General features: G+C 56.3%; 24 protein-coding genes. 12 read left to right on the top strand and 12 right to left on the bottom strand.

Features of this window, described 5'->3' with window-relative positions; translation table 11 throughout:
- Positions 1 to 6 precede the first annotated feature (6 nt).
- The 4 genes from G7G_RS24695 to G7G_RS0114455 all read right to left on the bottom strand — a co-directional run bounded on the left by G7G_RS24695 (position 7) and on the right by G7G_RS0114455 (position 3,687).
- Positions 7 to 351 (bottom strand): Rieske (2Fe-2S) protein, encoded by a 345-nt coding sequence (locus tag G7G_RS24695; RefSeq protein ID WP_238528805.1) that lies wholly within the window; start codon positions 349 to 351, stop codon positions 7 to 9.
- 354 nt (positions 352 to 705) lie between these two features.
- On the bottom strand, positions 706 to 1,314 hold the full coding sequence (locus G7G_RS0114445; protein WP_010442145.1) for a CHAP domain-containing protein: 609 nt from the start codon (positions 1,312 to 1,314) through the stop codon (positions 706 to 708).
- Between the two features lie 232 nt (positions 1,315 to 1,546).
- Positions 1,547 to 2,305, bottom strand: a complete 759-nt coding sequence (locus G7G_RS0114450; protein WP_010442146.1) for a DsbA family protein — start codon at positions 2,303 to 2,305, stop codon at positions 1,547 to 1,549.
- Positions 2,302 to 3,687, bottom strand: a complete 1,386-nt coding sequence (locus G7G_RS0114455) for a M48 family metalloprotease (protein ID WP_010442147.1) — start codon at positions 3,685 to 3,687, stop codon at positions 2,302 to 2,304. Before G7G_RS0114455 ends, G7G_RS0114450 begins: the two co-directional genes overlap by 4 nt.
- On the opposite strand from G7G_RS0114455, the gene G7G_RS0114460 reads away from it, so the two are divergent.
- From G7G_RS0114460 to G7G_RS0114490, 7 genes are all read left to right on the top strand, one after another.
- The gene (locus tag G7G_RS0114460) at positions 3,686 to 4,849 is read left to right on the top strand and encodes a pyridoxal phosphate-dependent aminotransferase (protein WP_010442148.1); all 1,164 of its coding nucleotides are present in this window, start codon (positions 3,686 to 3,688) and stop codon (positions 4,847 to 4,849) included. The genes G7G_RS0114455 and G7G_RS0114460 overlap by 2 nt on opposite strands.
- A gap of 66 nt (positions 4,850 to 4,915) precedes the next feature.
- Positions 4,916 to 6,136: an N-acetylmuramoyl-L-alanine amidase gene (locus tag G7G_RS0114465; RefSeq protein WP_010442149.1), complete on the top strand. Its 1,221-nt coding sequence runs from the start codon at positions 4,916 to 4,918 to the stop codon at positions 6,134 to 6,136.
- Between the two features lie 95 nt (positions 6,137 to 6,231).
- Positions 6,232 to 8,718 (top strand): penicillin-binding protein 1A, encoded by a 2,487-nt coding sequence (locus G7G_RS0114470; RefSeq protein WP_010442150.1) that lies wholly within the window; start codon positions 6,232 to 6,234, stop codon positions 8,716 to 8,718.
- An 87-nt stretch (positions 8,719 to 8,805) separates the two neighbouring features.
- Positions 8,806 to 9,933 carry a peptide chain release factor 2 gene (gene prfB, locus G7G_RS0114475; RefSeq protein WP_010442151.1) on the top strand — a complete coding sequence of 376 codons (1,128 nt, stop codon included), beginning with the start codon at positions 8,806 to 8,808 and terminating at the stop codon, positions 9,931 to 9,933.
- Complete coding sequence (locus tag G7G_RS0114480) at positions 9,934 to 10,641, top strand: M50 family metallopeptidase (RefSeq protein WP_010442152.1); 708 nt, start codon at positions 9,934 to 9,936, stop codon at positions 10,639 to 10,641.
- 104 nt (positions 10,642 to 10,745) lie between these two features.
- The gene (locus G7G_RS0114485; protein ID WP_010442153.1) at positions 10,746 to 12,143 is read left to right on the top strand and encodes an amidase; all 1,398 of its coding nucleotides are present in this window, start codon (positions 10,746 to 10,748) and stop codon (positions 12,141 to 12,143) included.
- A gap of 29 nt (positions 12,144 to 12,172) precedes the next feature.
- Positions 12,173 to 12,970 (top strand): DUF2189 domain-containing protein, encoded by a 798-nt coding sequence (locus G7G_RS0114490; RefSeq protein ID WP_010442154.1) that lies wholly within the window; start codon positions 12,173 to 12,175, stop codon positions 12,968 to 12,970.
- Positions 12,971 to 12,995: 25 nt separating this feature from the next.
- On the opposite strand, the gene G7G_RS0114495 is transcribed toward G7G_RS0114490, so the two are convergent.
- The 3 genes from G7G_RS0114495 to G7G_RS0114505 all read right to left on the bottom strand — a co-directional run bounded on the left by G7G_RS0114495 (position 12,996) and on the right by G7G_RS0114505 (position 16,396).
- Positions 12,996 to 13,634: a helix-turn-helix domain-containing protein gene (locus tag G7G_RS0114495; protein ID WP_158005273.1), complete on the bottom strand. Its 639-nt coding sequence runs from the start codon at positions 13,632 to 13,634 to the stop codon at positions 12,996 to 12,998.
- A gap of 382 nt (positions 13,635 to 14,016) precedes the next feature.
- The gene (gene ilvN, locus G7G_RS0114500) at positions 14,017 to 14,577 is read right to left on the bottom strand and encodes an acetolactate synthase small subunit (RefSeq protein WP_010442156.1); all 561 of its coding nucleotides are present in this window, start codon (positions 14,575 to 14,577) and stop codon (positions 14,017 to 14,019) included.
- A gap of 67 nt (positions 14,578 to 14,644) precedes the next feature.
- Positions 14,645 to 16,396, bottom strand: coding sequence for an acetolactate synthase 3 large subunit (locus G7G_RS0114505; RefSeq protein WP_029622025.1), 1,752 nt, complete (start codon positions 16,394 to 16,396; stop codon positions 14,645 to 14,647).
- A gap of 425 nt (positions 16,397 to 16,821) precedes the next feature.
- On the opposite strand from G7G_RS0114505, the gene G7G_RS0114515 reads away from it, so the two are divergent.
- Both G7G_RS0114515 and G7G_RS0114520 read left to right on the top strand, forming a co-directional pair.
- Complete coding sequence (locus G7G_RS0114515) at positions 16,822 to 17,667, top strand: HalD/BesD family halogenase (RefSeq protein ID WP_010442159.1); 846 nt, start codon at positions 16,822 to 16,824, stop codon at positions 17,665 to 17,667.
- A gap of 51 nt (positions 17,668 to 17,718) precedes the next feature.
- Positions 17,719 to 18,099 carry a bleomycin resistance protein gene (locus G7G_RS0114520; protein ID WP_010442160.1) on the top strand — a complete coding sequence of 127 codons (381 nt, stop codon included), beginning with the start codon at positions 17,719 to 17,721 and terminating at the stop codon, positions 18,097 to 18,099.
- A gap of 83 nt (positions 18,100 to 18,182) precedes the next feature.
- On the opposite strand, the gene G7G_RS0114525 is transcribed toward G7G_RS0114520, so the two are convergent.
- Together G7G_RS0114525 and G7G_RS0114530 are read right to left on the bottom strand one after the other, a co-directional pair.
- Complete coding sequence (locus G7G_RS0114525) at positions 18,183 to 18,830, bottom strand: response regulator transcription factor (protein WP_010442161.1); 648 nt, start codon at positions 18,828 to 18,830, stop codon at positions 18,183 to 18,185.
- A complete protein-coding gene (locus G7G_RS0114530; RefSeq protein ID WP_029622026.1) occupies positions 18,830 to 20,263 on the bottom strand; it encodes a cache domain-containing protein in 1,434 nt (477 codons plus the stop codon). Before G7G_RS0114530 ends, G7G_RS0114525 begins: the two co-directional genes overlap by 1 nt.
- A gap of 246 nt (positions 20,264 to 20,509) precedes the next feature.
- On the opposite strand from G7G_RS0114530, the gene G7G_RS0114535 reads away from it, so the two are divergent.
- From G7G_RS0114535 to G7G_RS0114545, 3 genes are all read left to right on the top strand, one after another.
- Positions 20,510 to 21,592 carry a TRAP transporter substrate-binding protein gene (locus tag G7G_RS0114535; RefSeq protein WP_010442163.1) on the top strand — a complete coding sequence of 361 codons (1,083 nt, stop codon included), beginning with the start codon at positions 20,510 to 20,512 and terminating at the stop codon, positions 21,590 to 21,592.
- Between the two features lie 120 nt (positions 21,593 to 21,712).
- Positions 21,713 to 22,639, top strand: coding sequence for a TRAP transporter small permease subunit (locus G7G_RS0114540; protein WP_010442164.1), 927 nt, complete (start codon positions 21,713 to 21,715; stop codon positions 22,637 to 22,639).
- A gap of 17 nt (positions 22,640 to 22,656) precedes the next feature.
- Entirely contained in the window at positions 22,657 to 25,011 is a 2,355-nt protein-coding gene (locus G7G_RS0114545; RefSeq protein ID WP_010442165.1) for a TRAP transporter large permease subunit, read from the top strand.
- Between the two features lie 68 nt (positions 25,012 to 25,079).
- Here the strand turns inward: G7G_RS0114545 and G7G_RS0114550 are convergent, their stop codons facing one another.
- The 3 genes from G7G_RS0114550 to G7G_RS0114560 all read right to left on the bottom strand — a co-directional run bounded on the left by G7G_RS0114550 (position 25,080) and on the right by G7G_RS0114560 (position 26,808).
- A complete protein-coding gene (locus tag G7G_RS0114550; RefSeq protein WP_010442166.1) occupies positions 25,080 to 25,469 on the bottom strand; it encodes a VOC family protein in 390 nt (129 codons plus the stop codon).
- A gap of 6 nt (positions 25,470 to 25,475) precedes the next feature.
- The gene (locus G7G_RS0114555) at positions 25,476 to 26,300 is read right to left on the bottom strand and encodes an arginyltransferase (RefSeq protein WP_029622027.1); all 825 of its coding nucleotides are present in this window, start codon (positions 26,298 to 26,300) and stop codon (positions 25,476 to 25,478) included.
- Between the two features lie 76 nt (positions 26,301 to 26,376).
- Positions 26,377 to 26,808 carry an RDD family protein gene (locus tag G7G_RS0114560; RefSeq protein ID WP_010442168.1) on the bottom strand — a complete coding sequence of 144 codons (432 nt, stop codon included), beginning with the start codon at positions 26,806 to 26,808 and terminating at the stop codon, positions 26,377 to 26,379.
- Positions 26,809 to 26,844 lie beyond the last annotated feature (36 nt).

Here is a 26,844-nt window from a genome sequence, read left to right on the forward strand (position 1 = left end):
TTGCGTTTACTTTGGCAGCGGAAATTGAGAGGTATCAAGGACCAGGGCCTGCTGATCTTCGGTCAAGTATGCCTGTTGCGTAATCAGCCTCTCGTGACTCGGGCCTTTTTGTGGGCGGCCCCACATATCAAAATGCACTCCGCGGCACGGATCGAAGAAACCGTGATAGTCACCAGCCTGTGCCAGAACGATACATCCCAAACCTGCAGGGCTTATGGGGCTGACGATCAACCATTCCACGCGGGCAAATTCCTCGGGACCCAACGCATTCGCAAGCGATCCGTCGTTCAGCACCTCAGCCCAACCCTTCAAAGGGATGGACGCGTCGGCCTGCGACATCGCTGTAGCCATTTCCGTAGGGCTACGGCGCCAAATGACCGCGGGCTTTCCACGAATAACCAGGCGTTTTATTTCACCGGGTGCCCAGCTTACTATCGGAATTGTGTGCAGTCTGGCCCGATAGCTGGATTTTACGTCAGCCGTTGGTTCCATGCTGGACATCAGAAAGTGCGCGCCAATTGCAACTGTCAACAGCGCCCAACCTCCCGTCAAATAATAAAGAATAACGCCTTTTTTCATCACAACAGACTTGAGCAAAACCAGTTTAGTAAATCATGCTTTGATTGAACGCTAATCGAAACGCCTTTCCACTGGGAAGTGCATATTAATCTATCCATCCGTCTCTGGAGGGAATAGCGAAGAGGGTTACTCTGCAAACTTCGGATATATGAAACCGTTCACCGGGTATGAACTGCCGTACCGACCCGGATTGGTTTCCACCCGCACCAGCGTCCAATCATTGTTTTTGGATACGTCCATGACGCCCATTTTCAACGACACTTTGTTGCGGTGCCAGTTTGCATGGTTGATGATGACCTCTCGGTTGGTGACGATATCGGAGACGACGGCGACATGACCCAGAGGCATTCCGCGGGTTGCACGAAACGACATCACAGCACCAACCTCTGGCTCATTGCCCCGGTCAAAGATATTGCCCGCCTTGCCCCACCAGTCCTTGGCATTACCGCGGATCTGGATGCCGCTGAGGTTTCGGGCGTAGGGTACGCACCACACTCTTTGCCCGCGGGCATGCTTTTTCGAAACCTCTTGAAGCGCCATTGCCTGACGTTCCGGATCAAGATCACTATCGTTTGGATTCTGAGTGCAGGCCGAGACAAAACCGATAAGGCCCATCGCAATCACAGCGCGGGCGGTGACTGGCAGGCGCGGCCAAATCGTATTTGTTTTGCGGTTGCTGATTTGCAAGAATCTTTGATGCCGGTTTGAGTGGTTACAGAGTTTTAAGGTGATCATGCAGCTTGTGAAAAGAGCCCAAAAAGGTCCCGGCAAAATTTTGCTGGTTCCCTAGTTCCAAGGTGGTCCAATGCATGCTCAGGAAAGCCCACTCAATCGCTTCAATTCAATTGATAGGTTTGAAGAGAAGTCTCACAAAAGGCTCAATATCCAATGAAGATGGCTGTTGGGCCAAAGGTGAGTTGAACCCATCGGTAAAGTGAACGTCGGGCGAGCATTCCAACCCCTGCTCTTAACCTTGTTCTGCACGAACTCCGTTCGCAATCTGCAGCATCTGATCTGCGGGTAGGTAACCGCGCAGCATTTCAGTGCCCAGAACAAATGAAGGCGTTCCAGAGATTCGTAGTTTTTGTGCCAGCGCGCGGGTTTTGGCGATCTCCTCGGTGACTTCTTCACTGTCCATCGCCGCGATGATCGCGTCGCTGTCCAGTCCCAGCCCGTCAGAGATGCGGCGCAGTGTGACTTCGGACGGCTCACCGCTAAAGGCCAGCAGGGCATCATGAACCTGTTTGTATGCTTCATCTCCCGCCACCTGTTTGGTCGCGATGGCAAAGCGGGATGATACGACCGAGGCATCGCCCAAAATTGGCAATTCCTTAATAACCAGACGGATATTGCCGTCCTGGGCCAGCAGGGTCGCCACTTCGGGCATGGCGCGCCGGCAATAGCCGCAGCGATAGTCCATGAACTCGACCAGAGTTATGTCGCCGTCTGGGTTGCCGCCCACCCAGCTATACCCATCGTTGAACAGGTCTTCCGCATTGGCAGCGACGAGTTCTTTGTCGGCATTCGCCTCGGCTGCGGCGTTGCGCTCTTCAAGGATGTTGATCGCCTCGATGATCACTTCCGGATTTGCCAGCAGATATTCGCGCACCTGCGCGCCAAACTCGGCTCTCTCTGCGTCGCTCATGGCGTTCAGGTCGAGCGCCTGCGCGGGGCTGGTGATCAGGGAAAGACCCAATAGGGCCGGTGCAGCATGTCTCAGGATCATTTCCGTTTCCTTCTTTTGTTCTTTTTCAGGCGCTCCGAGGCAATCAGCACATCCTGCGCCCTTTGCCAACCCGGAGAGCCTTCGGGGAGTTGCGCGACCGCGCGTTTAGCATGGATGCCAGCATCAGCAAGACGACCCTGCAGCGCATACCGCTCTGCGGTCACAGCAGACGCCATTCCATTGTTGCCCACCTGCGAATAGGCTAAGCCAAGATCACGCATCAATCGGGCGTTTCGGTAATCTCTTGCCCTTGCTTTTTCAAGAACTTGCAGGGCTTTCTTGGTTTGGCCATCCACCAGCAGAGCGCGCCCGTATCCCGCCAGAATCAGAGAATTGTTCGGTGCCATATCGACTGCGGCACCATAGGCTGCAACAGCCTCGCTCAGGCGTCTGTTCTCCAGCAGAATCTGGCCTTTCAGTTCATAGAAAAACGGATCATCGGGGCGGATTGCCAACGCTCCGTCAATCGCGGCGCGGGCGCGGGACAGGTCTCGGTTCTGGTGGTAGGCCGATGCTTCACGCATCAGACGGATGTCGCGGTCGGTTTCCTCGGCTGCACGGCGTAGAGTCCAGGTCGGGGATCGCAAGAAGGCTGACAGTTTTCCTTTTACGCGGGCAAACCAGTAATCTGCGTTTGGGTTCTTTTTAGCTTTGTCACCATATTGATCCAGAAACGTCTCAGCCGCGCGAAGGCGCTCTCGGCTGGTTGGGTGCGAGCGCATATACGGGTCCTGCCTGATTTCGCTCAGCAGTTCCTGCCCGGCAAACTTGCGGTGCAAATCAACCATCCCGCGCGGTGAGATCCCAGCCCAACGCAGATAACTGGCAGCGCTGCGATCGGCAGAGGCCTCTTCGGCGCGTGTATGCCCCAAGAAACTGCGCAATGCCGAAGCCTGAGTGCCCACAGCAATGCCTGCCGCAGCCTCTCCGCCGCCCGATGCTGCGGCCGCAAGCGCCAGCAGCGTGCCAAGCTGCGCGTTGCGCTGTGCCGCCCGCAGGTTTTCCGCACGGCGTGCAAGGTGACCGTTGGCGATATGGGCGGCCTCATGCGCGATCACCGCCTGCAACATCTCGGGGGTTTCGACGGTCAGGATCAGACCGTAATTCAGGTAGATGGTGTTGTAGTCTATTACAAAAGCATTGAATACGCTGTCATTTACCACCAGCACCCTAACCCGGTTGGTGTTCAGGCCAGCCGCGCGCAAGATCGGAAAGGCCAGTTCTCGTAGGCCGTGTTCTATATCGGGATCGCGGATCAGACTTTGCGCGTTGGTCTGAACGACACTGACCAACCACGTCACTGCGATCAGCAACACGGCCGGGATTGACGCCAGCCGGGATAAGCGTTCAAAAGCCATGGCTGCAACATGGGAGATGGCCATGAGAAACTCAACCCGTTCCGGGGTCGATCCCTTCATCGTGATGGATGTGATGGAGGCCGCACGCAAGGCAGAAGAGGCCGGGCGTCATGTCATTCATATGGAGGTTGGTCAACCGGGAACCGGGGCACCTAAAGGGGCGACCGAAGCTTTGGCCAAGGCCATGGAGCAAGGGCCGCTGGGGTATACGGTGGCTTTGGGTTTGCCCGCGCTCAGGCAGCGGATCGCGCGGTTGTATGGCGAGTGGTATAATGTTGATCTTAACCCCGAACGGGTGGTGATCACACCGGGGTCGTCCGGCGGGTTCCTGCTGACCTTCACGGCGCTTTTCGACAGCGGTGATCGGGTAGGGATCGGGGCACCGGGGTATCCGTCTTATCGGCAAATCCTCAAGGCGCTGGGGTTGGTTCCGGTTGATCTGCCGACTGCGCCTGAAAACCGGCTGCAACCAGTGCCCGCTGATTTCGCGGGGCTCGATCTGCAGGGTTTGATGGTTGCTTCACCTGCGAACCCCACAGGAACGATGTTGGACCATGCCGCGATGCAGGCACTGATCGAAGCCGCGCAGGGGCAGGGCGCGTCGTTCATCAGTGACGAGATTTATCACGGGCTGGAATACGAAGCCAAAGCCTTCACTGCGTTGGAGCTGACGGATGAGTGCTATGTGATCAACTCGTTCTCCAAGTATTTCTCGATGACCGGCTGGCGTGTTGGCTGGATGGTTGTGCCCGAAGATCAGGTGCGCGTGGTCGAGCGGATTGCCCAAAACATGTTCATCTGTGCCCCCCATGCGAGCCAGGTGGCGGCATTGGCTGCGATGGATTGCGAAGAGGAGCTGCAGGCCAATCTGGATGTTTACCGCCGTAATCGTCTGTTGATGCTGGATGGGTTGCCCAAGGCCGGGTTTACCAACATCGCACCACCGGATGGGGCGTTTTATGTCTATGCGGATGTCTCGGATTTGACGCAGGATAGCCGTGCCTTTGCGGCCGAGATTCTGGACAAGGCCGGGGTTGCAGTGACACCGGGGCTGGATTTCGATCCGGTGCGCGGGCACACGACGTTGCGTTTTTCCTATGCGCGGTCGACCGAAGACATTCAGGATGGGCTGGATCGGCTGCAGCGATTTATGGCCGAGCGAGGCGCGATCCCGCAAACGGCCTAAAGCGTTCACAAAGGCGGGGTTATACGATAGTCTCTTCGTCAAACGATCTCGGGATAACTTGAGGCCATGAGCAGGATTTTCTACGCAATCGCCCTGATCTGGGCGCTGACTGGTGCTGCTATCGCGCAGGACTTCAGCGCACTTGCACGCGCCCTTCCGGAGCAGAGCCGCATCGTCGATGAGGGCAATACCGGGGTGCGGCTGGACCTTGGCCTCAGCCAGGGTGTGCCATACCGCGTGTTCACATTGCGTGATCCCTACCGGATGGTGCTGGATTTCCAGGAGGTCGATTGGTCTGGTTTGGACCGCGGGACCTTCCTTCAAACTGACCGTATCAGTGGTGTTCAGTACGGAGCCTATGTGCCCGGCTGGTCGCGCCTAGTGCTGGAGCTTGGTGCTCCTTTGGCTGTAGAAACCGCCGATCTGCGGATTGATCAAGTGACGGGTGCTGCACATTTGTCGTTGCATCTGAAAGGGACTGACTTTGACAGTTTCGCGGCCAGCGCGGGTGCTCCGCGCCAGCCAGGGTGGGACCTTCCGGAACCCGCGGTGACACCGGCGATGCCCGGGCGCGTTGATCAACATGTGTTGCTTGTCATGTTGGACCCCGGCCATGGGGGCATCGATCCGGGTGCCGAAGTCGCTGATACCAATGAGAAAACGCTGATGCTGACCTTCGCACGCGAACTACGCGAGGCGCTGCTGCGTACAGGCGGATACGAAGTGGTGATGACACGCGTCGACGATCAGTTTGTCTCGCTAGAGCGGCGCATTGCTTTGGCGCACAGGGCCGGGGCGGACTTATTCATCTCGCTGCATGCGGATTCGCTTTCCGAAGGGTTGGCGCATGGGGCTGTCGTCTACACGCTGTCAGAAGAGGCTTCGGATGTTGCCAGCCAGAAGCTGGCTGAACGGCATGACCGAGGCGATCTGATTGCGGGTATCGATCTGAGCGGTGCGGACGATCAGGTCGCTGATGTGCTGCTGGATTTGGCCCGGCAAGAGACCAAACCGCGCAGCAAAGCGCTGGCACGTTCATTGGTCGATGGTATGGCACAACAGGGTGGGCCGATGAATCGCAGACCCCTGCGGTCTGCGTCATTCTCGGTGTTGAAGGCCGCGGATATTCCATCGGTTCTGGTCGAGCTGGGTTTCTTGTCCAGCCCGCGTGATTTCAAGAACATCTCTGATCCGGACTGGCGGGCCTCGATGGCGCGCGGGCTAGTGCAGGGGCTTGAGAACTGGCGTCAGGTCGATTTAGTGAAACGATCGCTGATTGGTCAATAACGTAGCGGCGCAAAACAGCCATTGTAGCCTTTCGTGTTTTGACCCTGCGAGGGGGCGACACTATATAGGCGTCACCGCGAGTAAAAGGCAGTAACGTGATCCGGTTCATTCTTTCGTTTTTCGGGGCGATTTTCAGCCTCGTGACCTTGGGTATTTTTATGGCCGCGCTGGTCGTTGGCGCGGTGTTCTGGATGTATGGGCGCGACCTGCCCAGTCATGAATCACTGGCGCAATACAAGCCACCGACCATCAGCCGGATTTACTCGGGCGAAGGTCAGTTGATCGACGAATTTGCACAGGAGCGCCGCCTGTTCACGCCGTCCGAGGAAATCCCCGATCTGGTGAAACAGGCGTTTATCTCGGCGGAAGACAAGAATTTCTATACCCACCAAGGATATGATCCGCGCGGAATTATCGCCGCCGGAGTCGAGGCCGTGCGCACCAAAGGTGAAACCGTACGTGGTGCGTCTACGATTACGCAGCAGGTGATGAAGAACTTCCTGCTGTCTGGTGACCGACGGGCCGAACGCAAGATCAAGGAAATCATCCTCGCCACCCGGCTTGAGGATACGCTCGACAAAGAACGGATCCTCGAACTCTATATGAACGAGATATTTCTGGGCCAGAACTCTTATGGCGTGACAGCCGCCGCGCAGACCTATTTCAACAAGACCCTGCAAGAGCTGGCACCACACGAGGCCGCAATGCTGGCCGCCATGCCGAAAGCACCTTCCGACTATCATCCGGTCCGTCAGAAAGAACGTCTGCTCAACCGCCGCAACTATGTGCTGCGCGAAATGCAGCAGAATGGCTACATCGATCAGGCGACCTATGAAACCGAAGTCGAGATGCCTCTGCGCTCGGTCCAGAACGGCGATTTCGAAAGCTTCCGCACCGCGCTGCCGCCCCGTGATTACTTCACCGATGAAATCCGTCGCCAGTTGAGCGAGGATTTTGGTGAAGGTGAGTTCTTCACTGGCGGTTTCACCGTCCGGGCGTCAGTTGATGAAGAAATGCAGGTCGAAGCGGCGAAAGCCCTGCGCACGGCGCTGCAGAAATACGACCTCTCGCGCGGGAAATGGCGTGGTACGGGTGAGGTGATCCCGGAAGAGAAGCTGGCAGATGAAGCTCAGTGGCGCGAGGCGCTGGCGATCATGGAAATCCCCCGCGACGTGGTGCTGCCGACGCAATGGTATCCGGCCGTCGTTCTGAACGTGGCCGACCAATCCCTGACCGTCGGGATCGAAGATGGCCCAGCAGATGGCACCGTCCCCCGCGAAGACATCAAGTGGATGCAGGGCAATTTCCAAGACAATTTCAAACGCGGCGATGTCATTCTAGTTATGGCAGGGGAAGAGGGCCAATGGTCCGCCCGTCAGGTGCCCGAAGTACAAGGCGGCTTTGTCGCGATGGATGTGAACTCGGGCCGTGTGCTGGCGATGCAGGGCGGGTTTTCCTATCAGGACACGGTGTTCAACCGCGCCACGCAAGCGCAGCGCCAACCCGGGTCGAGCTTCAAACCTTTCGTTTATGCAGCGGCACTGGATAGCGGTTACAGCCCTGCTACCATCGTTGTGGATGCGCCGATCGAGGTGAATACGCCGCAGGGCCTTTGGCGCCCCAAGAACTCGACGAACAAGTTCTATGGTCCGACGCCGTTGCGCACCGGGATCGAGATGTCGCGGAACCTGATGACCATCCGCTTGGCGCAAGAGGTCACCATGCCCGTTGTTGCAGGGTATGCCGAACGGTTTGGCGTTTATGACCGTATGGGCGCATTCCTTGCGAACTCACTGGGGTCCGAGGAAACCACGCTTTATAAAATGGTTGCTGCCTATGCGATGTTCGCCAATGGCGGCGAGAGGGTTGAGCCGACTCTGGTTGACCGTATTCAGGACCGGTTCGGCAAGACCATCTATCGCCATGATGATCGCCAGTGTGTGGACTGTAACTCCAGCTGGCTTGAGCCCGATGAATCGCCCACGATCCTTACCGATCGCAGTCAGGTCATGGATGCCATCACCGCCTATCAGCTGACTTCAATGATGAAAGGCGTGGTGGATCGCGGCACCGCGTCGCGTGTCGTGAACTTGCCCGTGCCCACGGCGGGCAAGACCGGCACAACGAACGAATCCAAGGATGCGTGGTTTATCGGCTTCACTTCAAACATCGTGGCTGGTTGCTACATCGGTTATGACCGCCCGCGCCCGATGGGCCGGGGGGCCTATGGCGGCACCCTGTGTGGCCCTGTATTCCAAAGCTTTATGGAAAAGGCAGTCGAGAAATACGGCGGTGGCCCCTTCGAAGTGCCTCCGGGCGGCCACTTCATCAAGATCGACCGGTTCAGCGGCGCGCGCCTACCTGAAGATGCCAGCGGAGAATACGTGGTGGCCGAGTATTTCCGTGATGGCGTCGACGGCTTCATCGACCGCATCTATGATGGAGGCTTCGCGATGGGCTCGGACCTGCCGTTGTTTGAAGAGGCCAGCTCGGGCCGTCAGGTGACCACCTCGACGGGCGATACGATCACGGTTGGCCCGAATGCCAGCCAGGGTGAACTGCAGGGTGGCGGGCTTTACTGACTGCCCAACTTCTCGATTTAGTCGTCTTGTGGTGGCCTGCACCTCTTGCTATCACGCAACCCTGATTGAGCAAGTTGGGACCTGACCATGCGCGCCGAAACCCAGAATATTGTGGCGGAAATCGAAAAGTCGCTGGAGCTGCTGGCGCAGCGCATGGACTATGAAACCGCACCGCACCGGTTGGAGGAATTCAACGCGCGTGTCGAGGATCCGAACCTGTGGGACAATCCTGAAAACGCGCAAAAACTGATGCGCGAGCGTCAGATGCTGGTCGACGCAATCGAGACCTACGAATCCATCAAAACCGATCTCAGCGACAATATCGAACTGATCGAATTGGGCGAGATGGAAGAGGACGAAGAGGTTGTCACCGACGCTGAGAACGCCATCAAAAGCCTGCAGACCAAAGCCGCCAAGAAAGAGCTTGAGGCGCTGCTGGATGGTGAAGCCGACGGTAATGATACGTTTCTTGAGATCAACTCCGGCGCCGGAGGTACGGAAAGCTGTGACTGGGCTTCGATGCTGGCGCGGATGTACGTGCGTTGGGCCGAGAAAAAGGGTTATACGGTCGAGCTACAATCCGAGACGGCGGGGGAAGAGGCGGGCATCAAATCTGCCGCTTACAAGATCACCGGCCACAACGCCTATGGTTGGTTGAAATCGGAAAGCGGTGTGCACCGGCTGGTGCGCATTTCGCCTTTCGACTCAGCGGCAAAGCGTCATACCTCGTTCAGTTCGGTCTGGGTTTATCCGGTGGTGGACGACAATATCGAGATCGAGGTCAATCCTTCGGACATCCGCATCGATACATACCGGTCCTCGGGCGCGGGTGGTCAGCACGTAAACACCACAGACTCGGCGGTTCGTATCACGCACATCCCGACTGGGATTGTCGTGACGAGTTCCGAGAAATCGCAGCATCAGAACCGCGATATCGCCATGAAGGCACTGAAATCGCGGCTGTATCAGCAAGAGCTGGATCGCCGGAATGCTGACATTAACGCAGCGCATGAGGCCAAGGGCGATGCGGGTTGGGGCAACCAAATCCGGTCCTACGTGCTGCAGCCCTATCAGATGGTTAAAGATCTGCGAACCAACCATGAAACCTCGGATACCAAGGGCGTACTGGACGGCGATCTTGATGAGTTTATGGCAGCGACGCTGGCGCTGAATGTCTCGGGCAAAAGCCGGTCCGAGGCGCAAGGCGAAGGCTAGTTGCGAAAGCACCTGACCTCTGCTGCAAACCTGATCAAAGGCCACTGGCAATTGATCATCGTTGTTGCGTTGGTGTTTGTGTTCTGGAGCACGATGCTAGCGCTTCCATTGAAAATCCTGGTTGTTTTTCTGCATGAGCTTTCGCACGCCCTTGCTATCGTTCTGACCGGAGGATCGGTCGAAAGCTTCTCGGTCTCACCGCAACAGGGTGGTCTGGTGGTCGGCCGAGGCGGCAACCGGTTTATCAGCCTTTCAGCCGGGTATCTGGGCTCATTGATGCTTGGGATGGGGCTGCTGATGATCGCCTTACGCACGAATGCCGATCGGATGGCGCTTGGTCTCTTTGGTGGCGTCATGCTGGTGGTCACTCTGCTGTATATCCGTGACCCGTTTGCCATGGCGTTCTGTGCGGGCAGCGGCGTGGTGATGGTGGCGATCGCCTGGCTCCTGAGCCGTAGTCTGTGCGATCTGATTTTGCGAGTCATTGGATTGACCAGCATGATCTACGTGCCCTTTGATATCTTCGATGACACCATCCGGCGCTCGGGCTTGCGTTCAGACGCGTACATGCTGGCCGACGAGTTCGGTGGAACGACAATGATGTGGGGTGGGCTGTGGCTGATATTCAGCCTAGTCATGATCATCTTTGGCCTGAGGAACATGCTTGGCCGCGATAGCAATGTCCGGATCGACGTCAGGATCAAGTGAGCATAACCTTTGCTCACATCCAAAAAAGATACATCTAAACAGTGGCTTTAAATGGTCCGACCACGTCGTTAGGCTGATCGGGAACAGGCAAAGGGCCAACCCACATGGATCTGAACAGAGCCTCTGCAAAGGACATTCTCGATAGCTTGTCCAACCGTCAGCTTTCAGCAGTTGAGTTGATGCGCGCGACACTGGACCGGATCGCTGAGGTGAATGGCCCGTTGAACGCGATTGTCGCGCTCCGAGAGGAAGGCGCTTTGATGGAAGAGGCGCGGGCGGCGGATGCGGCCCTCACGCGTGGGTCGCTGCACGGGCTACCGATCGCGGTGAAAGACCTGGTGCATGTGGCGGGGATCGCCTCGACCCAGGGTTCGCCATTGTTCAAGGATCATGTCCCACAAACTGACGATCTGTTGGCCGCCCGGTTGCGCGCAGCCGGAGCGATCCTGATCGGTAAGACCAATACGCCGGAATTCGGACTTGGCTCGCACACGTTCAACCCCGTCTATGGCGCAACCCGCAACCCGTACGATACGGCAAAATCTTGTGGCGGCTCGTCGGGTGGCGCGGCTGTGGCGTTGGCGACGGGCATGCTGTCGCTGGCCGACGGGTCCGACATGATGGGCAGCTTGCGCAACCCTGCGGCTTGGAACAACGTCTATGGATTCAGGCCTACTTGGGGGCGAGTTCCTTCCGAACCAGCTGGCGACAGCTATCTGCACCAGCTTTCAACATTGGGACCGATGGCGCGCAGCCCCGAAGATATCGGGCTTTTGCTCGACGTGATGTCTGGTCCAGACCCAAGAATGCCCCTGAGCACCGAGGTCGTAGCGGTGTCCCCCGTTCAGACCGCCGATCTGACTGGAATGCGTATCGGCTGGCTGGGTGACTGGGGCGGGGCGTTTCCACATGAGCCGGGCATACTTGAGCTTTGCAGAGATGCGTTGCGGGTTTTCGAAGGAAACGGCGCGCGGGTTGAGACGCTTGAACCACCCTTTGATGCGGACCTGATCTGGGACAGCTGGATCACTTTGCGCTCGTGGAGCGTGGCAACTGGGCTTGAGCCTCTGGCTCGGGATAAAGCCGTACTCAAAGATACAGCGCAATGGGAGTTGGAGCGTGGGCTGTCTTTCAGCGCCATGGGTGTGCACCGCGCCAGTGTTATTCGATCAGACTGGCACAGACGCGCGGCAGAGATATTTGCTGATTATGACGCTCTGGTATTGCCAGCTGCGCAGGTCTGGCCATTCGAGATCGAAACACCATACCCAACCAAAATCGAAGAGCAGGGGATGGATACCTACCATCGCTGGATGCAGGTTGTGACGCCAGTCAGCCTGCTGGGTCTACCCTGTTTGGGAGCTCCAGCCGGGTTTGGGGCCAATGGGTTGCCGATGGGGCTGCAACTATTTGGCCCACGTGGATCGGATGCGAAAATCTTGTCGATGGGCGCCGCTTATCACGCAGAAACGCACTGGCCACAGAAACGCCCCGCCATGTAGAAAGAAATGCCTGGGAGGAGCAAACAGGAATGAATAAACCCTTTGGTGTGCCGACGTTGAAACCGGTCGATACTGCGATGCTGAAACAAGCGCTGCGTCGCGCCTGGCAAGATTTTCGCAGCGCGCCGCTATACGGGCTTCTTTTTGCTGGTTTTTACGTCTTGGCCGGGTGGCTCATGGCCTGGGTTACACTAAAGACCGGTACATCATTCTGGCTGGTTCTGGCCGCAATCGGATTTCCTTTGATCGGGCCGTTCGCCGCCGTAGGACTGTACGAGGTGTCGCACCGATTGGAGCAGGGCGAACCGTTGAACCCTGCTGCGATATTCGGCGTCGTCGTTCAGCAAAGCCGCAGGCAACTGCCGTCGATTTGCGCGATCATAGTGGTGATTTTTCTGTTCTGGTTCTTTCTGGGTCACATGATCTTTGCCCTGTTCATGGGTCTGTCCACGATGACCAACATCTCGACTTCGTTTGAAGTCTTTCTGACCCCCAATGGTTTGGGCATGTTAGCCTTGGGCACATTGGTCGGTGCCGTGTTTGCGATCATTTTGTACATGATCACGGTACTATCGATACCAATGTTGCTGGATCGCGAATTAGATTTCGTGACAGCGATGATCTCAAGCTTTGGTTACGTCAAGGCGAACATGAAAGTGATGCTGGGGTGGGGTGGATTCATCGCGATTGTCACATTTCTCGCGATGGTGCCCTGGTTCTTGGGTCTGTTTCTGGTTCTGCCGTTGCTTGGACACGCAAGCTGGCATCTCTATCGTTTGATCTCGGATGGTGGAACATCAGAAACTGCTGAACCTGAGAGTGCCTGAACGCGCAATCTCAGGTCAGAGTGCCCTAGCGCGGGTGCGCTGAGCGTTTTGCTTTGCGCGCCAATCTCAACGCAGCCGACAGGTCATGTCCCAAGTGCCGTAGCTCAACCCGTTGGGTGCTCTGGCCTAGCTCGGATCCTTCTGCCAGCCGATAGACATAGCCCAACAATCGGGTGCCGTTCTCTTCGCTTGTTTCAGTCAGAACCATCATTCGACGATCTTGTGCGCCCTTTCGTGAAATCAACGCGCAAATCTTTCCATCTGCATAAGACACGATACCCCGAACCTCACGCGTGGCGGGTCTCTCGGATACTGAGGAACAGGGGTCATAACCACGTAGCAGGGTGCAATTGAAGATCTCACGCACATGGTACAGTCGGTGATGGGGCTGGCTCGCGGCTGTCTGGTCACGCTCAATGGCTTGGTAAAAGCCGGTCGCAAACGTCGTATCGACGTTAGCCGAGAGGTAACGATCGATGACATTTACCGCCGGATGCGTGGCGTGGGGCTCGATTTCATCCAATGGTTTTAGAAGGATACGCGCATCGACATCAAAAAACTGACAAATCCTGTCCAAGATATCCGGGCGCGGAAAGCTCTCACCGGCCAGATATCGGTTGAACTGCGTTCGATTGATTCCCAGCTGACGGCATAGCTCAGACACCGATGGGTATCTTTGTGCAAGCTGCCGAAGGTTCGCGCCAAACATTCTACGTAATTTAGCAGGGCTGCGATTGTTGTCGGTCACGTCAATTCCACGGTTCTGCTTGAGATTCGAAATAACAAGAAGACGTCAACACAGTGGCTGCACGTCAGTCAGAAATCGTAAAACGACAAATGGGGGCGCCGGATGAGGCCCCGCTACGCGGGTCAGGCTAACGTTACGTCATGCAAAATCAATAGTGATTCAGTTTATTTGCATGATCTTTTACATGTTATTGTTCGTGAATTGCGCGGAATACAGGCTAGTTTCGGATTATTGTTTAAGCTTATCGCGTTGCCGGGTCCTCGGCTGGGCAAGCACAGCCGAGGATGGCGCCAAAATGTCAGTCACCACGCAGCAGGGCAGCAACACCGGTCCGGGCGATTTCGATTAGCCCTAGAGGGCGCATCAGGTCAGCAAACGCATCGATCTTGTCTGGCGCGCCGGTGATTTCAAAAATGAATGAATTCAGCGTGCTATCGACCACATTGGCGCGGAAAATATCGGCCAGACGCAACGCCTCGACCCGTTTGTCTCCTTCGCCGACAACCTTGATAATCGCCAGTTCGCGCTCGACCGAGGCGCCTTCCACGGTCAGATCATGGACATCGCGAACTGAGACGATGCGCCCGAGCTGCGCCTTTATCTGTTCGATGACCTGCGGGGTGCCGGTGGTGACAATCGTGATCCGGCTCAGGTGGCCTGTATGATCCACCTCGGCGACCGTGAGGCTTTCGATGTTATAGCCGCGGCCCGAGAACAGTCCGATCACCCGCGCCAGAACGCCCGGTTCGTTTTCAACCAGAACAGCAATTGTATGCTGTTCCTGCACGTCCGAGAAAGTTGGGCGTAGGTTGTAAGCAGAATGGCGAGTTGCGCCTTTTTTGATTTGTAGGGCAGACATTTACGTCCCTTTCATCATCTTTCGATGGCCGGGCACCGAAGCGCCCGACAAAATTCGTCGAATTTTGTTAAACCAGTACCGAGCCTTTGCTATCGATTACGCCCTGCGTTTCGGCCTCGCCCAGCAGCATTTCGTTATGGGCTTTGCCTGATGGGATCATCGGGAAGCAGTTTTCGTGCTTTTCGACCACGCAGTCAAAGATCACAGGGCCGTCATAGTCGATCATCTCCATGATCGCGTCGTCCAGATCTGCTGGGTCGGAACACAGGATACCCTTGGCACCAAAGGCCTCGGCGAGTTTGACGAAATCAGGCAGTGCTTCGGACCAGCTGTGCGAATAGCGTTCGCCATGCAGCAGCTCTTGCCACTGGCGCACCATGCCAAGGCGTTCATTGTTCAGGATAAACTGCTTCACCGGCAAGCGGTACTGTGCTGCGGTGCCCATTTCCTGCATGTTCATCAACCACGACGCTTCACCTGCCACGTTGATAACCAGCGCATCGGGATGCGCCATCTGCACACCGATCGAGGCGGGGAAACCATAGCCCATTGTGCCCAAACCACCCGATGTCATCCAGCGGTTTGGATCTTCAAAGCCGAGATACTGAGCCGCCCACATCTGGTGTTGTCCAACCTCAGTCGTGACGTATCGATCGTGGTTCTTTGTCAGCTCTTCAAGCCGTTGCAGCGCGTATTGCGGCTTGATGGTTTTCTCGCTGTTGGTGAAGGCAAGGCAGTTAACTTTGCGCCACTTGTTGATCTGGTCCTGCCACTGTTTGATATTGGCAGCATCTGTTTTGCGACCGCGTGCCTTCCAGACTTTCAGAATATCCTCAAGCACATGGGCAACATCGCCAACGATTGGGATGTCCACCCGGATCACCTTGTTGATTGAGGATGGGTCGATATCCACATGGGCCTTGATCGAGTTCGGCGAGAACGCATCGATACGGCCGGTGATACGGTCGTCAAAGCGCGCGCCGATATTGATCATCAGATCGCAATCATGCATCGCCATGTTGGCCTCGTAGAGCCCATGCATCCCCAGCATACCGATCCAGTTTTCACCCGAGGCCGGATAAGCCCCAAGCCCCATCAGGGTCGAAGTGATCGGGAAGCCGGTTGCGTCCACAAGCTCGCGCAACAGCTGGCTGGCTGCAGGGCCCGAATTGATGACTCCGCCGCCAGTATAGAAGACCGGTTTCTTCGCGGTCTCGATTGCCGCGACCAGTTCGGTGATTTCTTCCAGATCGCCCTTCAATACTGGCTGATAGTGGGAGGTTGACGGTTTTGGCGTCGTGTATTCACCCGAGGCAAACTGAACGTCCTTCGGAATGTCGACCAGCACCGGGCCGGGACGACCCGCGGTTGCCACGTGGAAGGCTTCATGCATTGTTGCCGCCAGCGAGTCCGTATCCTTCACCAACCAGTTGTGCTTGGTGCAGGGGCGGGTGATGCCTACGGTGTCCGCTTCCTGAAAGGCATCAGAGCCAATCATGAAGGTCGGAACCTGACCGGTCAGAACAACGATCGGAATCGAATCCAGCAACGCATCGGTCAGGCCGGTCACCGCATTTGTCGCACCGGGACCGGATGTAACCAAGGCAACGCCGGGCTTGCCGGTTGAGCGGGCATAGCCTTCAGCGGCATGTACCGCACCCTGCTCATGCCGTACCAGAATGTGGCGAATGTCGTTTTGCAGAAAAATCTCATCATAGATCGGTAGGACGGCGCCACCGGGGTATCCGAAAACTGTGTCCACGCCCTGATCCTTGAGGGCCTGAACTACCATCTTTGCGCCGGTCATCTCACGTGTCATCTGCTTTGCTCCGTTCGCGACATGTGTCTTGCGTGTTGCCAAAAAAAAGCCCCCGAGATTTTCGGAGGCGCATGGGTTCGATTATGGTTTACCGTTACCGGCCCATGCGCGTGTTTCCTACGATTACGACTAGCGCTTTCATCGCCAGAGGCTCCTTCTTTGCGTGCAGGGACATTATGTTTGAGGGGAAGGGGCGTCAACAGGCAAATACAAAAATATTGTAAGTCAGTGTTTATATTTTTTGTTACTTTATTGCGCAAAATGACGCAGATCGAGAAACATCCGTGAAATTTGGGTGAAATTTTGAGTGCATGACGTAGCGTGAGGCTGGTCTGATTGCGTCAGGTCCATGTCTGAAACAGACCAGAGCAACCCCCGATGCTGAGGCAGGCTGATGAAAACAGCACTACATCGGGAGGTCAGACATGTTGCACGATCTTGTAGATTTAGGGCGATATCCGATCGATCGGCCTGACTCCTATGGATATAGGCAGTTGATTGCGGACCTGCGTCGGGATCTGGATGTTGATGGATGTGCAGTCCTGCCGTCCTTTGTGCATGAAGAGGGATTGGAAAAACTGATTGCCGAGGCCGACGAGGTCGCTCCCAAGGCGCATCGGTCATTCAATCGCACGAATGCCTATTTCACTCAGGACGACCCGAGCTTTGGTATCGGGCATCCGATCCGACGGTTTTTCGACCGGTCCAATGCCTTTGTGCCAGCGGATAACTTTGCAGCCTCAAGCCCTTTGCGACGTATTTACGAGTATGAAGGTTTCATGCCCTTCATCCGCGAGGCGCTGAACGAGCCAGAGGATCGGTTCTTTAGATATGACGATCCGTTGGCGGACGCGATCATCAATGTGGTCGAGAAGGGAGGCGGCTTTCCGTGGCATTTCGACACCAATAATTACACTGTGACGCTGGCAATTCAGAATGGTGAAGCAGGCGGTGCGTTCGAATATGCAGCCAACCTGCGGACCAGTGAGGACGAAAATTTTAATGGCGTCGCTGCGATTTTGGATGGCAGCAGGAGGGGTGTGCACCAACTGGAACTGCAACCAGGAGACCTGCAGATTTTCAAAGGGCGTTATGCCTTGCACCGGGTTGCTCCGGTCGAGGGCGACCGCAAACGCTATGTCGGAATTTTTTCATTTGTAGAAACCGAAGGGATGTGCGGCGGGGTTGAGCGTACACGGCAACTTTATGGTCGGGTTTTGCCCCAACATTACGCGCGTGCCGGGCTTCGGGATGACGAATTGCTGGATTGAGTTAAGCGAGAGGCTAGACTGGCCACCATATTATCTGCGGAGAAACCATTAATGTCGCAAATACTGCAACTCACACCATTTGTTCTTTGTTCGTCTTTGGACACGCAGATTGAGTTTTATTGCAAGAAGCTGGGATTTACCTGCAATTTCAGGCAGGAGAACTATGCGTTTCTAAGGTTGGATCAAGTTGCCATTCGTTTATTGGAATGCCCGCCGCGATCGGATGGTAAACCATTGGGTGATAACCAATCCTTCTATATTGATGTCGACGGAATTGATGAGCTTTATGAAGAGATGAAAGGGCAGTTGGCCGATTTGCCAGAAGGCCGCGTGCGCCCGCCTTTCGATCAGCCCTATCAGCAGCGCGAATTTCATGTGATCGACGAAGATGGAACGCTGATCTTCTTTGGTCAGGACATTCGCCCCAGGTAACCGGGCATGGCTCCCGCCCGTAATCAACGCGCCATTCGGCGCGCCTTTTCCGGTTGGGCCGGGCAGCGCGTATCGCGCTGCGGTCAGAGCCCGGGGCTGGTGCCCTGCAGAACGCCGTGTTCCAGCGCATAGCGGGTCAAACCGGCAGTCGAAGAGATCCCCAGTTTACGTTTGATATTCTTACGGTGGGTTTCGACCGTGCGGACAGAAATATCCAGAGACTGTGCGACTTCTTTGTTGGATTTGCCCTGCGCGAGTTCCAGCAAGATGGTCTGTTCGCGCCCGGTTAGCGCTTCACGCGTGTCACCTTCTTTCGGTTCCAAAGAACCTCTGGCGCCGGTGCAGAGATAGCGCTCGCCACGCATCACCGCGTCGATAGCTTGCTTGATTTCTTCGGTCGGAACGTCCTTGAGGATATAGCCCTTGGCTCCGTGACTGAGCGCCGTCGAGATATATTCGGGACTGTCGTGCATTGATAGGATCAGAATGCGGGTTTCAGGCAGGCGTTCCAAGATAATCTCAGTGGCGTTGAGCCCGCTGAGACCGGGCATGTTGAGATCCATCAGGATCACGTCTGGTTCGAGCTGGGTCGCCTGATCAACCGCCTCTTGCCCGTTTGAGAGCGTGCCAACCACGTCTATTTCATCAAAGCTTTCCAGTAGTGACTGAATGCCTTCGGCGACCATGGGATGATCGTCGACTATAAGTACACGGGTGGTCGTGTCGGACATCAGAGACCGGCCTTTCGTTTTGGCGTTGGATCTTCCTGCGGTGGGAGCATATGGCTGAGTGGCAGGCTGACTTCAATCACAGTGCCGCTTTGTCCGCCGCGAGAGGAGAGGATACGCAGGCTGCCGTCAAGCTGCTCAATCCGCTCTTGCATGTTGCGCAATCCGATCCCGGCGCTGACTTGACCGGGTTCGCTACGCAATCCGCGGCCATTGTCGGTGATCCGCATCGTGGCGCCTTTCTTATGACCCCGCAGATCTATGGTAACACGGGTCGCGCCTGAGTGGCGCTCGATATTGGTCAGGGCTTCCTGTGCAATCCTATAAAGGGCGATCTTGCTGTCCTGATCCAGCCGGTTACGGAATACGACTGTCGAAAACTCGGTCTCGATCCCGGTGCGTTCGCTGAAGTCGTCTGTTAGTGCTTTTAGGGCAGGCCCAAGACCCAGATCGTCCAGAACGCCGGGGCGCAGATCGCGGCTAATACGGCGGACCTCGGTGATGGCGGTGGCCAGATTATCGATACCTGTTTGCAGCGGAGCTTGCGCGGCTGCGTCGTCTCCGCGGCCCAACCGTCGACGGGCATTGTCCAGCGCATAACGGACGCCGACCAGTATTTGGCTGATGCCATCGTGCAATTCACGGGCGACACGCCCGCGCTCTTCCTCTTGGGTATCAAGCACGCGCTGGGTCAGTTCCTTCAGTTTGGCGTCAGCCAACCTGCGTTCGCGAAAATTCAGCAACATTCCGGATGCAAAGACGATCAGTACGGCTGCAAGAACGATACCCCCGATATAGAGGAATGTGCGCTGCACGCGCGCCTCGACCTCGGCCCGTGCGTTGGCGACTGTGGCGACGATATCGTCGATGAAAACGCCTGTGCCCACCACCCAACGCCAATCCTGAAGGCCGACGACATAGGCGATCATCTGCGCCTCTTCCCCGGTTGAAGGCTTTTGCCACATAAAGCTGTGCCATCCTGCGCCTTGGCGGGCGAGGCTTATGAACTCATCCACAATGGGCGTGCCATCACTATCCGTTAGGCCAACCCAGTTGCGGTTGATAAACTCGGTCTGGCGCGGGCTGACCAGATTGTTGCCGTCATAATCGTAGACGAAGAAGAACCCGTCTTTGCCGTAGATCATCGCCGAAAGGATTTGCGTGACCAGGTTCTTCGCCACCTCGTCATCGGGCGAGGCGCGGCCGTAGATATAGGCAAACCCGTTGCGCGCCTGTGTGACGTAGTTGCGCAGTTCGTCCTTCTTGGCTTCGATCAGGCGGCGTTCAAGCGCTTGGATCTCGCTTTCAGCGGTTGCGCGGGATTCATATGCGACCACCAAGGCGATCGCAGCCACCGCCGCGATCAATGGGATGGCAGCGACCAGCGACAATTTCTGCGCGTAGGTCAGCGAGATGAGATTCCGGAAACCTCTCATGATCGAATCGATACGCAAGCCGCAGCGAAATTGCAAAAAGATTGGTTGATCAGTGACCTCAGGCAACGCGATTTAGCGCTGGGCACGCGAAATCAGCCCGAATTGCGCCCTCAAATCCAAAAAAATCTGACTGGCTACGTAGTAGTAGGTATTCACATTCATGTGTGCGGAACTAGGCTAACGCGCACTGGAAACGATCGACCCGGCATCACCCGGGGAATGAATATGAAGGGGAGGATCACTCATATGGATCGTCGTAAGTTTCTAAAAACATCGGCACTGGGCGGCTCGGCTGCTGCAGCCACCACGCTGGCAGCGCCCGCCTATGCGCAGGGCAAGCGCACGCTGACTATGGTCACCTCGTGGGGCCGTGGCCTTGCAGGCGTGTTCGACAGCGCGCAGCGTTGTGCTGACAGCATCACCACGATGTCGGATGGTAACCTGAACGTTGAAATCAAAGCAGCCGGTGAATTGGTTGGCGCGTTTGAAGTGTTTGATGCGGTGTCGTCTGGTCAGGCCGATATGTACCACGCGGCAGACTACTACTTTGTGGGTCAGCATCCGGGCTATGCCTTCTTCACAGCTGTTCCCTTCGGAATGACAGCGCAGGAAATGGTCAACTGGTACTACCAGGATGGCGGCATGGAGCTGCACGATGAGCTGGGCGAAATCTTCGGCCTGAAATCCTTCCTGGCTGGTAACACTGGCGCGCAGGCAGGTGGCTGGTACTCGAAAGAGATCAACAGCCCCGAAGACTTCAATGGCCTGAAGTTCCGTATGCCGGGTCTTGGCGGCAAAGCGCTGGGTAAACTGGGTGCATCCGTCCAGAACATTCCGGGCTCGGAAGTGTATCAGGCGCTGTCATCCGGCGCGATTGACGGAACCGAGTGGATTGGTCCATGGGCCGATGAAAAGGCTGGTTTCCAGGAAATCACCAAAGTCTACTACACTGCTGGTTTCCATGAGCCGAATGCAGGTCTGTCGCTTGCAACCAACCGCGAGGTGTTTGATAGCCTGACGGCAGCACAACAAAAGATCATCGAAATCGCGGCCGGCGAATGCCATCAGTGGAATCTGTCGCAATTCCTGGCCAACAACGGTGCCGCACTGCAGCGTCTGCAGTCGGGCGGTGTTAAGGTCATGGAATTCCCGGACAGCGTTTGGGATGCGTTTGGCGCAGCCAGCCAGGAAGTTCTGGACGAGAACATGGGCGACGAGCTGTTCAAGAAAATCCACGACAGTGCAGTTGCGTCCTCGACATCGTCGGCGGGTTGGCTGGACTTGTCGTCGGGTGTTTACACCGCTCAGCGCAACCGCGTTCGCGGCTAATAGTCTATATATCGATCAAACGGTTTCCCCGCGTTCGCGGGGGAACCTTTCCCGTTGCACATAAGCGGTTCGGACATGCCGCAATAATCAAACGTGCAACCGATACGACCTGGGGACAACATGCAGGACGAAAACGGTATCTCGTTCTTCGGCGCCCTGTGGAATGGACTGATATGGTTCATTCAGAACATTGCCGAAGCCTTCTATAATTTCGGATACGCCATCACGCATCCGCAGCTCTGGCTGGACTGGTCGAACAAAGAAGCAATCATGCGCTTTGTTTATTATGGCGGGTCTGTCGAGTTCTTCTTCGTGATCTTTGCGCTGTTTCTGGTGCTGACGGCTATTGGCCTCTACTACCGGAACTTCATGTGGGGAATGGTGCGCGGGCTTGAGGGCTTCGCCAACACCACTGGTCGGTTCTTTGCATGGGCAGGTCTTCTGATGGTGATTCAGCAGATCGTTATCGTATTCATGCAGCGGGTGTTCACGCGGCCAGATATGTCCTTTGGTCTGGGTATCCCTTTTCAGATGGATATCAGTTGGTTTGCCGAAGAACTTAAACTTTATAACGCCATGGTTGTCTGCCTTTGCTGCACCTACACGTTTGTGCAGGGCGGTCATGTACGCGTTGACCTGATCTATGCCGGGATCAGCCACAAGGCCAAGCGCGTCGTTGATATGTGCGGAGCGGTCCTGTTCATGATGCCCATGGCCGTGCTGACTTGGATGTATGGCTGGTATTTCATGTGGCGGCACCTGATTGTGCCAAAACCCTCGGCCAGCGACACGCTGGACAGGCTTGTGGCCAAGTCCCGCGCGCTACGCTGGAACGTGGAAACCATCGGGTTCAGCCCCAATGGGTTCAATGCCTACTTCCTGTTCAAAATCCTGCTGGTGGCCTTTGCCGCCATGGTGTTCCTGCACGCGATTGCGTTCCTGTATCGTTCGTATCTGGAATACGTGGAAGGGCCGGAAAGTGAAGGAAAATACCTCGACAAGGACAGCCTTGGCGAAGGTGAAGAAGCCTACGAAGGCGCGCATTAGGGACGGAGAACCAGACAATGCTATTCGGACTTGATGGCGTCGAGATAGGCCTCATTATCGTATTCTTCTGCCTCTTCGGAGGCATCCTTTCGGGCTTTCCCGTGGCCTTTGCCATCGGAGGGGCCGGGGTGATTTCGTTCGGGATCATCGCCGCATTGGACAGCGCGGGGCTGTTGATCCACCAAGCGATCGACACCGGTTCGCAAGCCTACCGCGACGTGGTGAATTCGGGCGTCAAACCTGACGTGATTTCCGTGTTCCGATACCCGGATTTGCCAAGGATCGCCGAGCCAGTCTTTGTACAAGGCTGGGAAACTGCGCTGGACCGCAACGTCTCCTTCATCGTGAACCGTATGAACGAGCGTGTACTGGCAGGGCAGTCCATTGAGACCCTGCTAGCGGTGCTGATGTTTGTTCTGATGGGCATCACGCTGGAGCGGTCGAAGATCGCAAACGACCTGCTGACCACGATGGCGCGCGTCTTCGGGCCCTTGCCCGGTGGCCTTGCGGTCTCGATTGTGGTCGTGGGTGCATTCCTTGCGGCTTCGACTGGTATCGTGGGCGCGACTGTGGTCACCATGGGCCTGCTGGCCCTGCCGACCATGTTGCGCAACAACTATTCGCCGGAACTGGCGACGGGCGTGATCGCGGCCTCGGGTACGTTGGGGCAGATCATTCCACCGTCCATCGTGATCGTTCTGCTGGGGACGCTGGCTGGTGACCTCTATTCGACCGCGCAGGAAACGCGAGCGGTCGAGGCCGGGTGTACCGACGCGCTGACCTATCTGGGCGAGCCTGCAGTCGTTTCGGTGGGCACATTGTTCCAGGCTGCGCTGCTGCCAGGGATCATGCTGGCGCTGCTATATGCGCTCTATGCCTTTGGTTATGCACTGCTGAACCCGGAAAAGGCCCCTGCGGTTGAGCTGTCGGGCGGTTCGGGTGAAACCATCACGCGCTCGGAAGGTCTGACTTGGCTGCTGGGTGCTCCGGTTGCTCTGATCGTTGGCGCTGTGCTGCTGGGCAGTGCGGGCGTGATCGGAAGCCAGAATGTCTCAGTCTCGGCATTCTCGGATATCGGGCAGGGCGCATCACTGCGCACAAACGTCTCGGAAGAGTGTCAGGCTTCGATGATCGAACTGCATGGTCAATCCGCCTGGGATCAGGCGGTGGCCGAGCAGGAAGCGATCGATGAGGCAGGAGGTGCAGCTGAATCCCAACGTCTGAGCGAAGAGGAACTTGCGGCTGCACAAGAGGCCAAGATCGCTGCCGCTGCACCGATAGGAAACGGTGTCGCCGTTATTGTGGTTCTGCTGGGGCTCACGTTGGTACTGGGACGCGGGATTGCTCCATCGCGGTCGCCGCAGCCTCTGATCGTTGGGGCTATCGGCTTGTTGCTGATGCTGCTGGTCGATGTGCTGCTGATTGCGCCGACAACGTCGTCCGGGGCGACGTTCCTGTTGCTGGCGATACCCTTCGCGTTTGTCATGTATGGCTGTAAAGAGGCGGCCGCACGATGCGCCACTAATGATCTGATCAGGGTGGTGTTCCCGCCGCTGGTCCTGATCATCGCGGTGCTGGGATCGATCCTTGGCGGTGTCACCAACCCCACGCCCGCAGCGGCACTGGGGGCAGGTGGGGCTATCATGCTGGCGGCCTATCGCAAGCTGCAGGATCAGGGTAGGTCGGGCAAGGTGATAATATGGTCGACCTTTGCAGTGATCATTGCGCTGCTGATGGGCGTGAACTTTGATCTGCGTATCAATCAGGGCGGTGTCACGGTCGAAAGCTGGATTGCCTTCATCATTGCCTATTCCGCTTATCTTTACGCGCTGTTCGGGCTGTTGTTCGCATGTTGGGTGCTGTTCTCGAGCGGGGTTCTGACACCTGTAGTGCGCGAGACGGCTAAGGTGACCTCGATGGTCTTTACCATCCTGATCGGATCGCAACTGCTGAACCTGGTGGTGATCTCGTTCGGAGGCGAGCACTATATCCAGCAATTCCTCAAGAGCTTCGACAACGAATTCACGGTCTTCCTGATCGTGATGCTTGTGTTGTTCTTCCTGGGCTTTGTGCTGGATTTCCTCGAGATCATCTACATCGTGATCCCGATCGTTGGGCCGGTGATCTACGGCGGGTCATTCGATCCGAAATGGGTGACGATCATGGTTGCGGTGAACCTTCAGACCTCGTTCCTGACGCCACCTTTCGGGTTTGCGCTGTTCTATCTACGCGGAGTTGCTCCCAAAGAGGTCACAACCGGCCACATCTATCGTGGCATCATACCGTTTGTGATCATTCAGGTGGTGGGTATCGCGATCTTGTGGTTCTTCCCCTCGATCGTCACCATTGTGCCCGATTTGATACCAAGCTGATTGGGGCGATTTATGTTCAAGGGAAAGGGGGCTTCGATGCCCCCTTTTTTATGCAAATGTGAAGGGGATCAGGTGAACTGGATCAGGTCCCAGCGATTGCCGAAGGGGTCACGCCAGACCGCTACGGTACCGTAGGGTTCGTAGCGAGGCGGTTCTTCAAAATGAACGCCGTTGACGCGCATGTTTTCGTAGTCCCGATTGAAATCATCTGTTTCAAGGAAGAAGCCGACACGGCCTCCTGTCTGGTTCCCGATGCACGAGCGCTGGATCTCATTCACAGCCCTGGCAAGCAACAGCGTACCCCCGGATGATCCCGGAGGCGCTACGCGCACCCAGCGTTTACCACCGCCTAGATCAATATCCTGGAGCAGCGAGAAGCTCAGCATATTGGTGTAGAACGCAATCGCATCATCGTAGTCCGGCACTACAAGAGTGACCGCGTGAAGGCTCTGCCTCATTGCAGGTTAGCCTTTCGTCGGATGTCTGTCAGGTAGTTGGATGTTGGCCACCTGCTCGGCAATCGGGGCCGATGACAGAGGATGATGCGCTGTCTGGGCGTATTGTTCCGGGTCTTCAATCTGCTTCCATTCGCCTCGAATATAGGCCTGAAGCCCCGAAAATTTGGCTTTATAGTCCATCTTCGGACTGCCTGGGACCCAATACCCCAGATAGGTGTAGGGCAATCCGGCCTCGCGCGCGATCTCAATATGGTCGAGGATCATATACGTACCCAGCGAGTGTTGCTGAAACAGTGGATCGTAGAACGAGTAGACCATGCTCAACCCGTCATCCAGCACATCGGTCAGGCTGACTGCGATCAATTCGTCTGTATCGGGATCGGCATATTCCACTACACGGCTGCGGATCGGAGTTTCCTCGATCATCGCAGCAAATTCAAACACATCCATATCGGCCATACCGCCATCAGCATGGCGAGCATCGAGATAGCGCCGGAATAGGTCGAATTGCTCATCTGTGGCCCACGGCGATGTGGCATGCCGAGTCAGGTAGGAATTGCGCCGATAGGCTCGTTTCTGGCTTTTGCTGGGGCGAAAGTTTGAAACATCGATGCGCGCTGACAGGCAGGCGGCGCAATCGGTGCAGGACGGTCGATAAAGCACATTCTGCGAACGGCGAAATCCTTGTTGCGACAAGCAATTATTCAGCTGGTCCGCGCCTTCTCCCTGAAGGGCGGTGAACAGTTTGCGTTCCATTCTACCCTCAAGATAAGGGCAGGGTTGGGGTGCCGTCACATAGAATTGTGGCGCGATTGGCAGCGTGTGTCGCATGAAGGTCCCGCATTTCCTCGGGACCGATGATAGCAACGGTTTTTGGTGCCGCCAAGTGTTTCACTCAGGTGTTTAGTCAGGCGCGTTGATTGATCATCACGGTACCGAGGAAGGCATCGGTAAGGCCCTGACACCGGGCGCTGGTCATCATCATGATAACCGAGATGATCTGCAGTACCGGAAACGCCATGCTAACGAAATAGCCTGCCGTGTGTGCGATGGCTTTGCCTGTATCCATCCGGGCACCAAACGCATCACGCAACTCGATCCCCATGAAGCGCATCCCCAACGTGGCCGAGCCATTCGCGATAGTGACAACGCGGTAGACGAAGCTAACCACGGCATAGATCAGGGCCAGGATGAAAAAACCCATGCCAAAGGTCAGCAGAATTGCAACTGTACACAGCAGTGAGATGAAGGCGATGTCGAACAGCCAGGCAAAGAAGCGTTTGGTCGCCACGGATTGATAAAATTCGGGTTGGCTGTCGGGATCAGGCAGGTGAGTCATAGAGTACGGTCCGGAAGTTTGTCAGAAACACCCTGT

It is taken from the genome of Ruegeria conchae (genome assembly GCF_000192475.1).
Lineage (GTDB): Bacteria > Pseudomonadota > Alphaproteobacteria > Rhodobacterales > Rhodobacteraceae > Ruegeria > Ruegeria conchae.

What these genes read in the sequence shown, in the direction of transcription:
- G7G_RS0114545 (WP_010442165.1), top strand. Translation starts at nt 22,657, where the DNA reads ATGCTATTCGGACTTGATGGCGTCGAGATAGGCCTCATTATCGTATTC.
- G7G_RS0114485 (WP_010442153.1), top strand. Translation starts at nt 10,746, where the DNA reads ATGGATCTGAACAGAGCCTCTGCAAAGGACATTCTCGATAGCTTGTCC.
- ilvN (WP_010442156.1), bottom strand. Translation starts at nt 14,577, where the DNA reads ATGTCTGCCCTACAAATCAAAAAAGGCGCAACTCGCCATTCTGCTTAC.
- G7G_RS0114555 (WP_029622027.1), bottom strand. Translation starts at nt 26,300, where the DNA reads ATGCGACACACGCTGCCAATCGCGCCACAATTCTATGTGACGGCACCC.
- G7G_RS24695 (WP_238528805.1), bottom strand. Translation starts at nt 351, where the DNA reads ATGGCTACAGCGATGTCGCAGGCCGACGCGTCCATCCCTTTGAAGGGT.
- G7G_RS0114560 (WP_010442168.1), bottom strand. Translation starts at nt 26,808, where the DNA reads ATGACTCACCTGCCTGATCCCGACAGCCAACCCGAATTTTATCAATCC.
- G7G_RS0114530 (WP_029622026.1), bottom strand. Translation starts at nt 20,263, where the DNA reads ATGAGAGGTTTCCGGAATCTCATCTCGCTGACCTACGCGCAGAAATTG.
- G7G_RS0114535 (WP_010442163.1), top strand. Translation starts at nt 20,510, where the DNA reads ATGGATCGTCGTAAGTTTCTAAAAACATCGGCACTGGGCGGCTCGGCT.
- G7G_RS0114505 (WP_029622025.1), bottom strand. Translation starts at nt 16,396, where the DNA reads ATGACACGTGAGATGACCGGCGCAAAGATGGTAGTTCAGGCCCTCAAG.
- G7G_RS0114490 (WP_010442154.1), top strand. Translation starts at nt 12,173, where the DNA reads ATGAATAAACCCTTTGGTGTGCCGACGTTGAAACCGGTCGATACTGCG.
- G7G_RS0114550 (WP_010442166.1), bottom strand. Translation starts at nt 25,469, where the DNA reads ATGAGGCAGAGCCTTCACGCGGTCACTCTTGTAGTGCCGGACTACGAT.
- G7G_RS0114520 (WP_010442160.1), top strand. Translation starts at nt 17,719, where the DNA reads ATGTCGCAAATACTGCAACTCACACCATTTGTTCTTTGTTCGTCTTTG.
- G7G_RS0114525 (WP_010442161.1), bottom strand. Translation starts at nt 18,830, where the DNA reads ATGTCCGACACGACCACCCGTGTACTTATAGTCGACGATCATCCCATG.
- G7G_RS0114465 (WP_010442149.1), top strand. Translation starts at nt 4,916, where the DNA reads ATGAGCAGGATTTTCTACGCAATCGCCCTGATCTGGGCGCTGACTGGT.
- G7G_RS0114515 (WP_010442159.1), top strand. Translation starts at nt 16,822, where the DNA reads ATGTTGCACGATCTTGTAGATTTAGGGCGATATCCGATCGATCGGCCT.
- prfB (WP_010442151.1), top strand. Translation starts at nt 8,806, where the DNA reads ATGCGCGCCGAAACCCAGAATATTGTGGCGGAAATCGAAAAGTCGCTG.
- G7G_RS0114450 (WP_010442146.1), bottom strand. Translation starts at nt 2,305, where the DNA reads ATGATCCTGAGACATGCTGCACCGGCCCTATTGGGTCTTTCCCTGATC.
- G7G_RS0114445 (WP_010442145.1), bottom strand. Translation starts at nt 1,314, where the DNA reads ATGATCACCTTAAAACTCTGTAACCACTCAAACCGGCATCAAAGATTC.
- G7G_RS0114460 (WP_010442148.1), top strand. Translation starts at nt 3,686, where the DNA reads ATGAGAAACTCAACCCGTTCCGGGGTCGATCCCTTCATCGTGATGGAT.
- G7G_RS0114540 (WP_010442164.1), top strand. Translation starts at nt 21,713, where the DNA reads ATGCAGGACGAAAACGGTATCTCGTTCTTCGGCGCCCTGTGGAATGGA.
- G7G_RS0114455 (WP_010442147.1), bottom strand. Translation starts at nt 3,687, where the DNA reads ATGGCCATCTCCCATGTTGCAGCCATGGCTTTTGAACGCTTATCCCGG.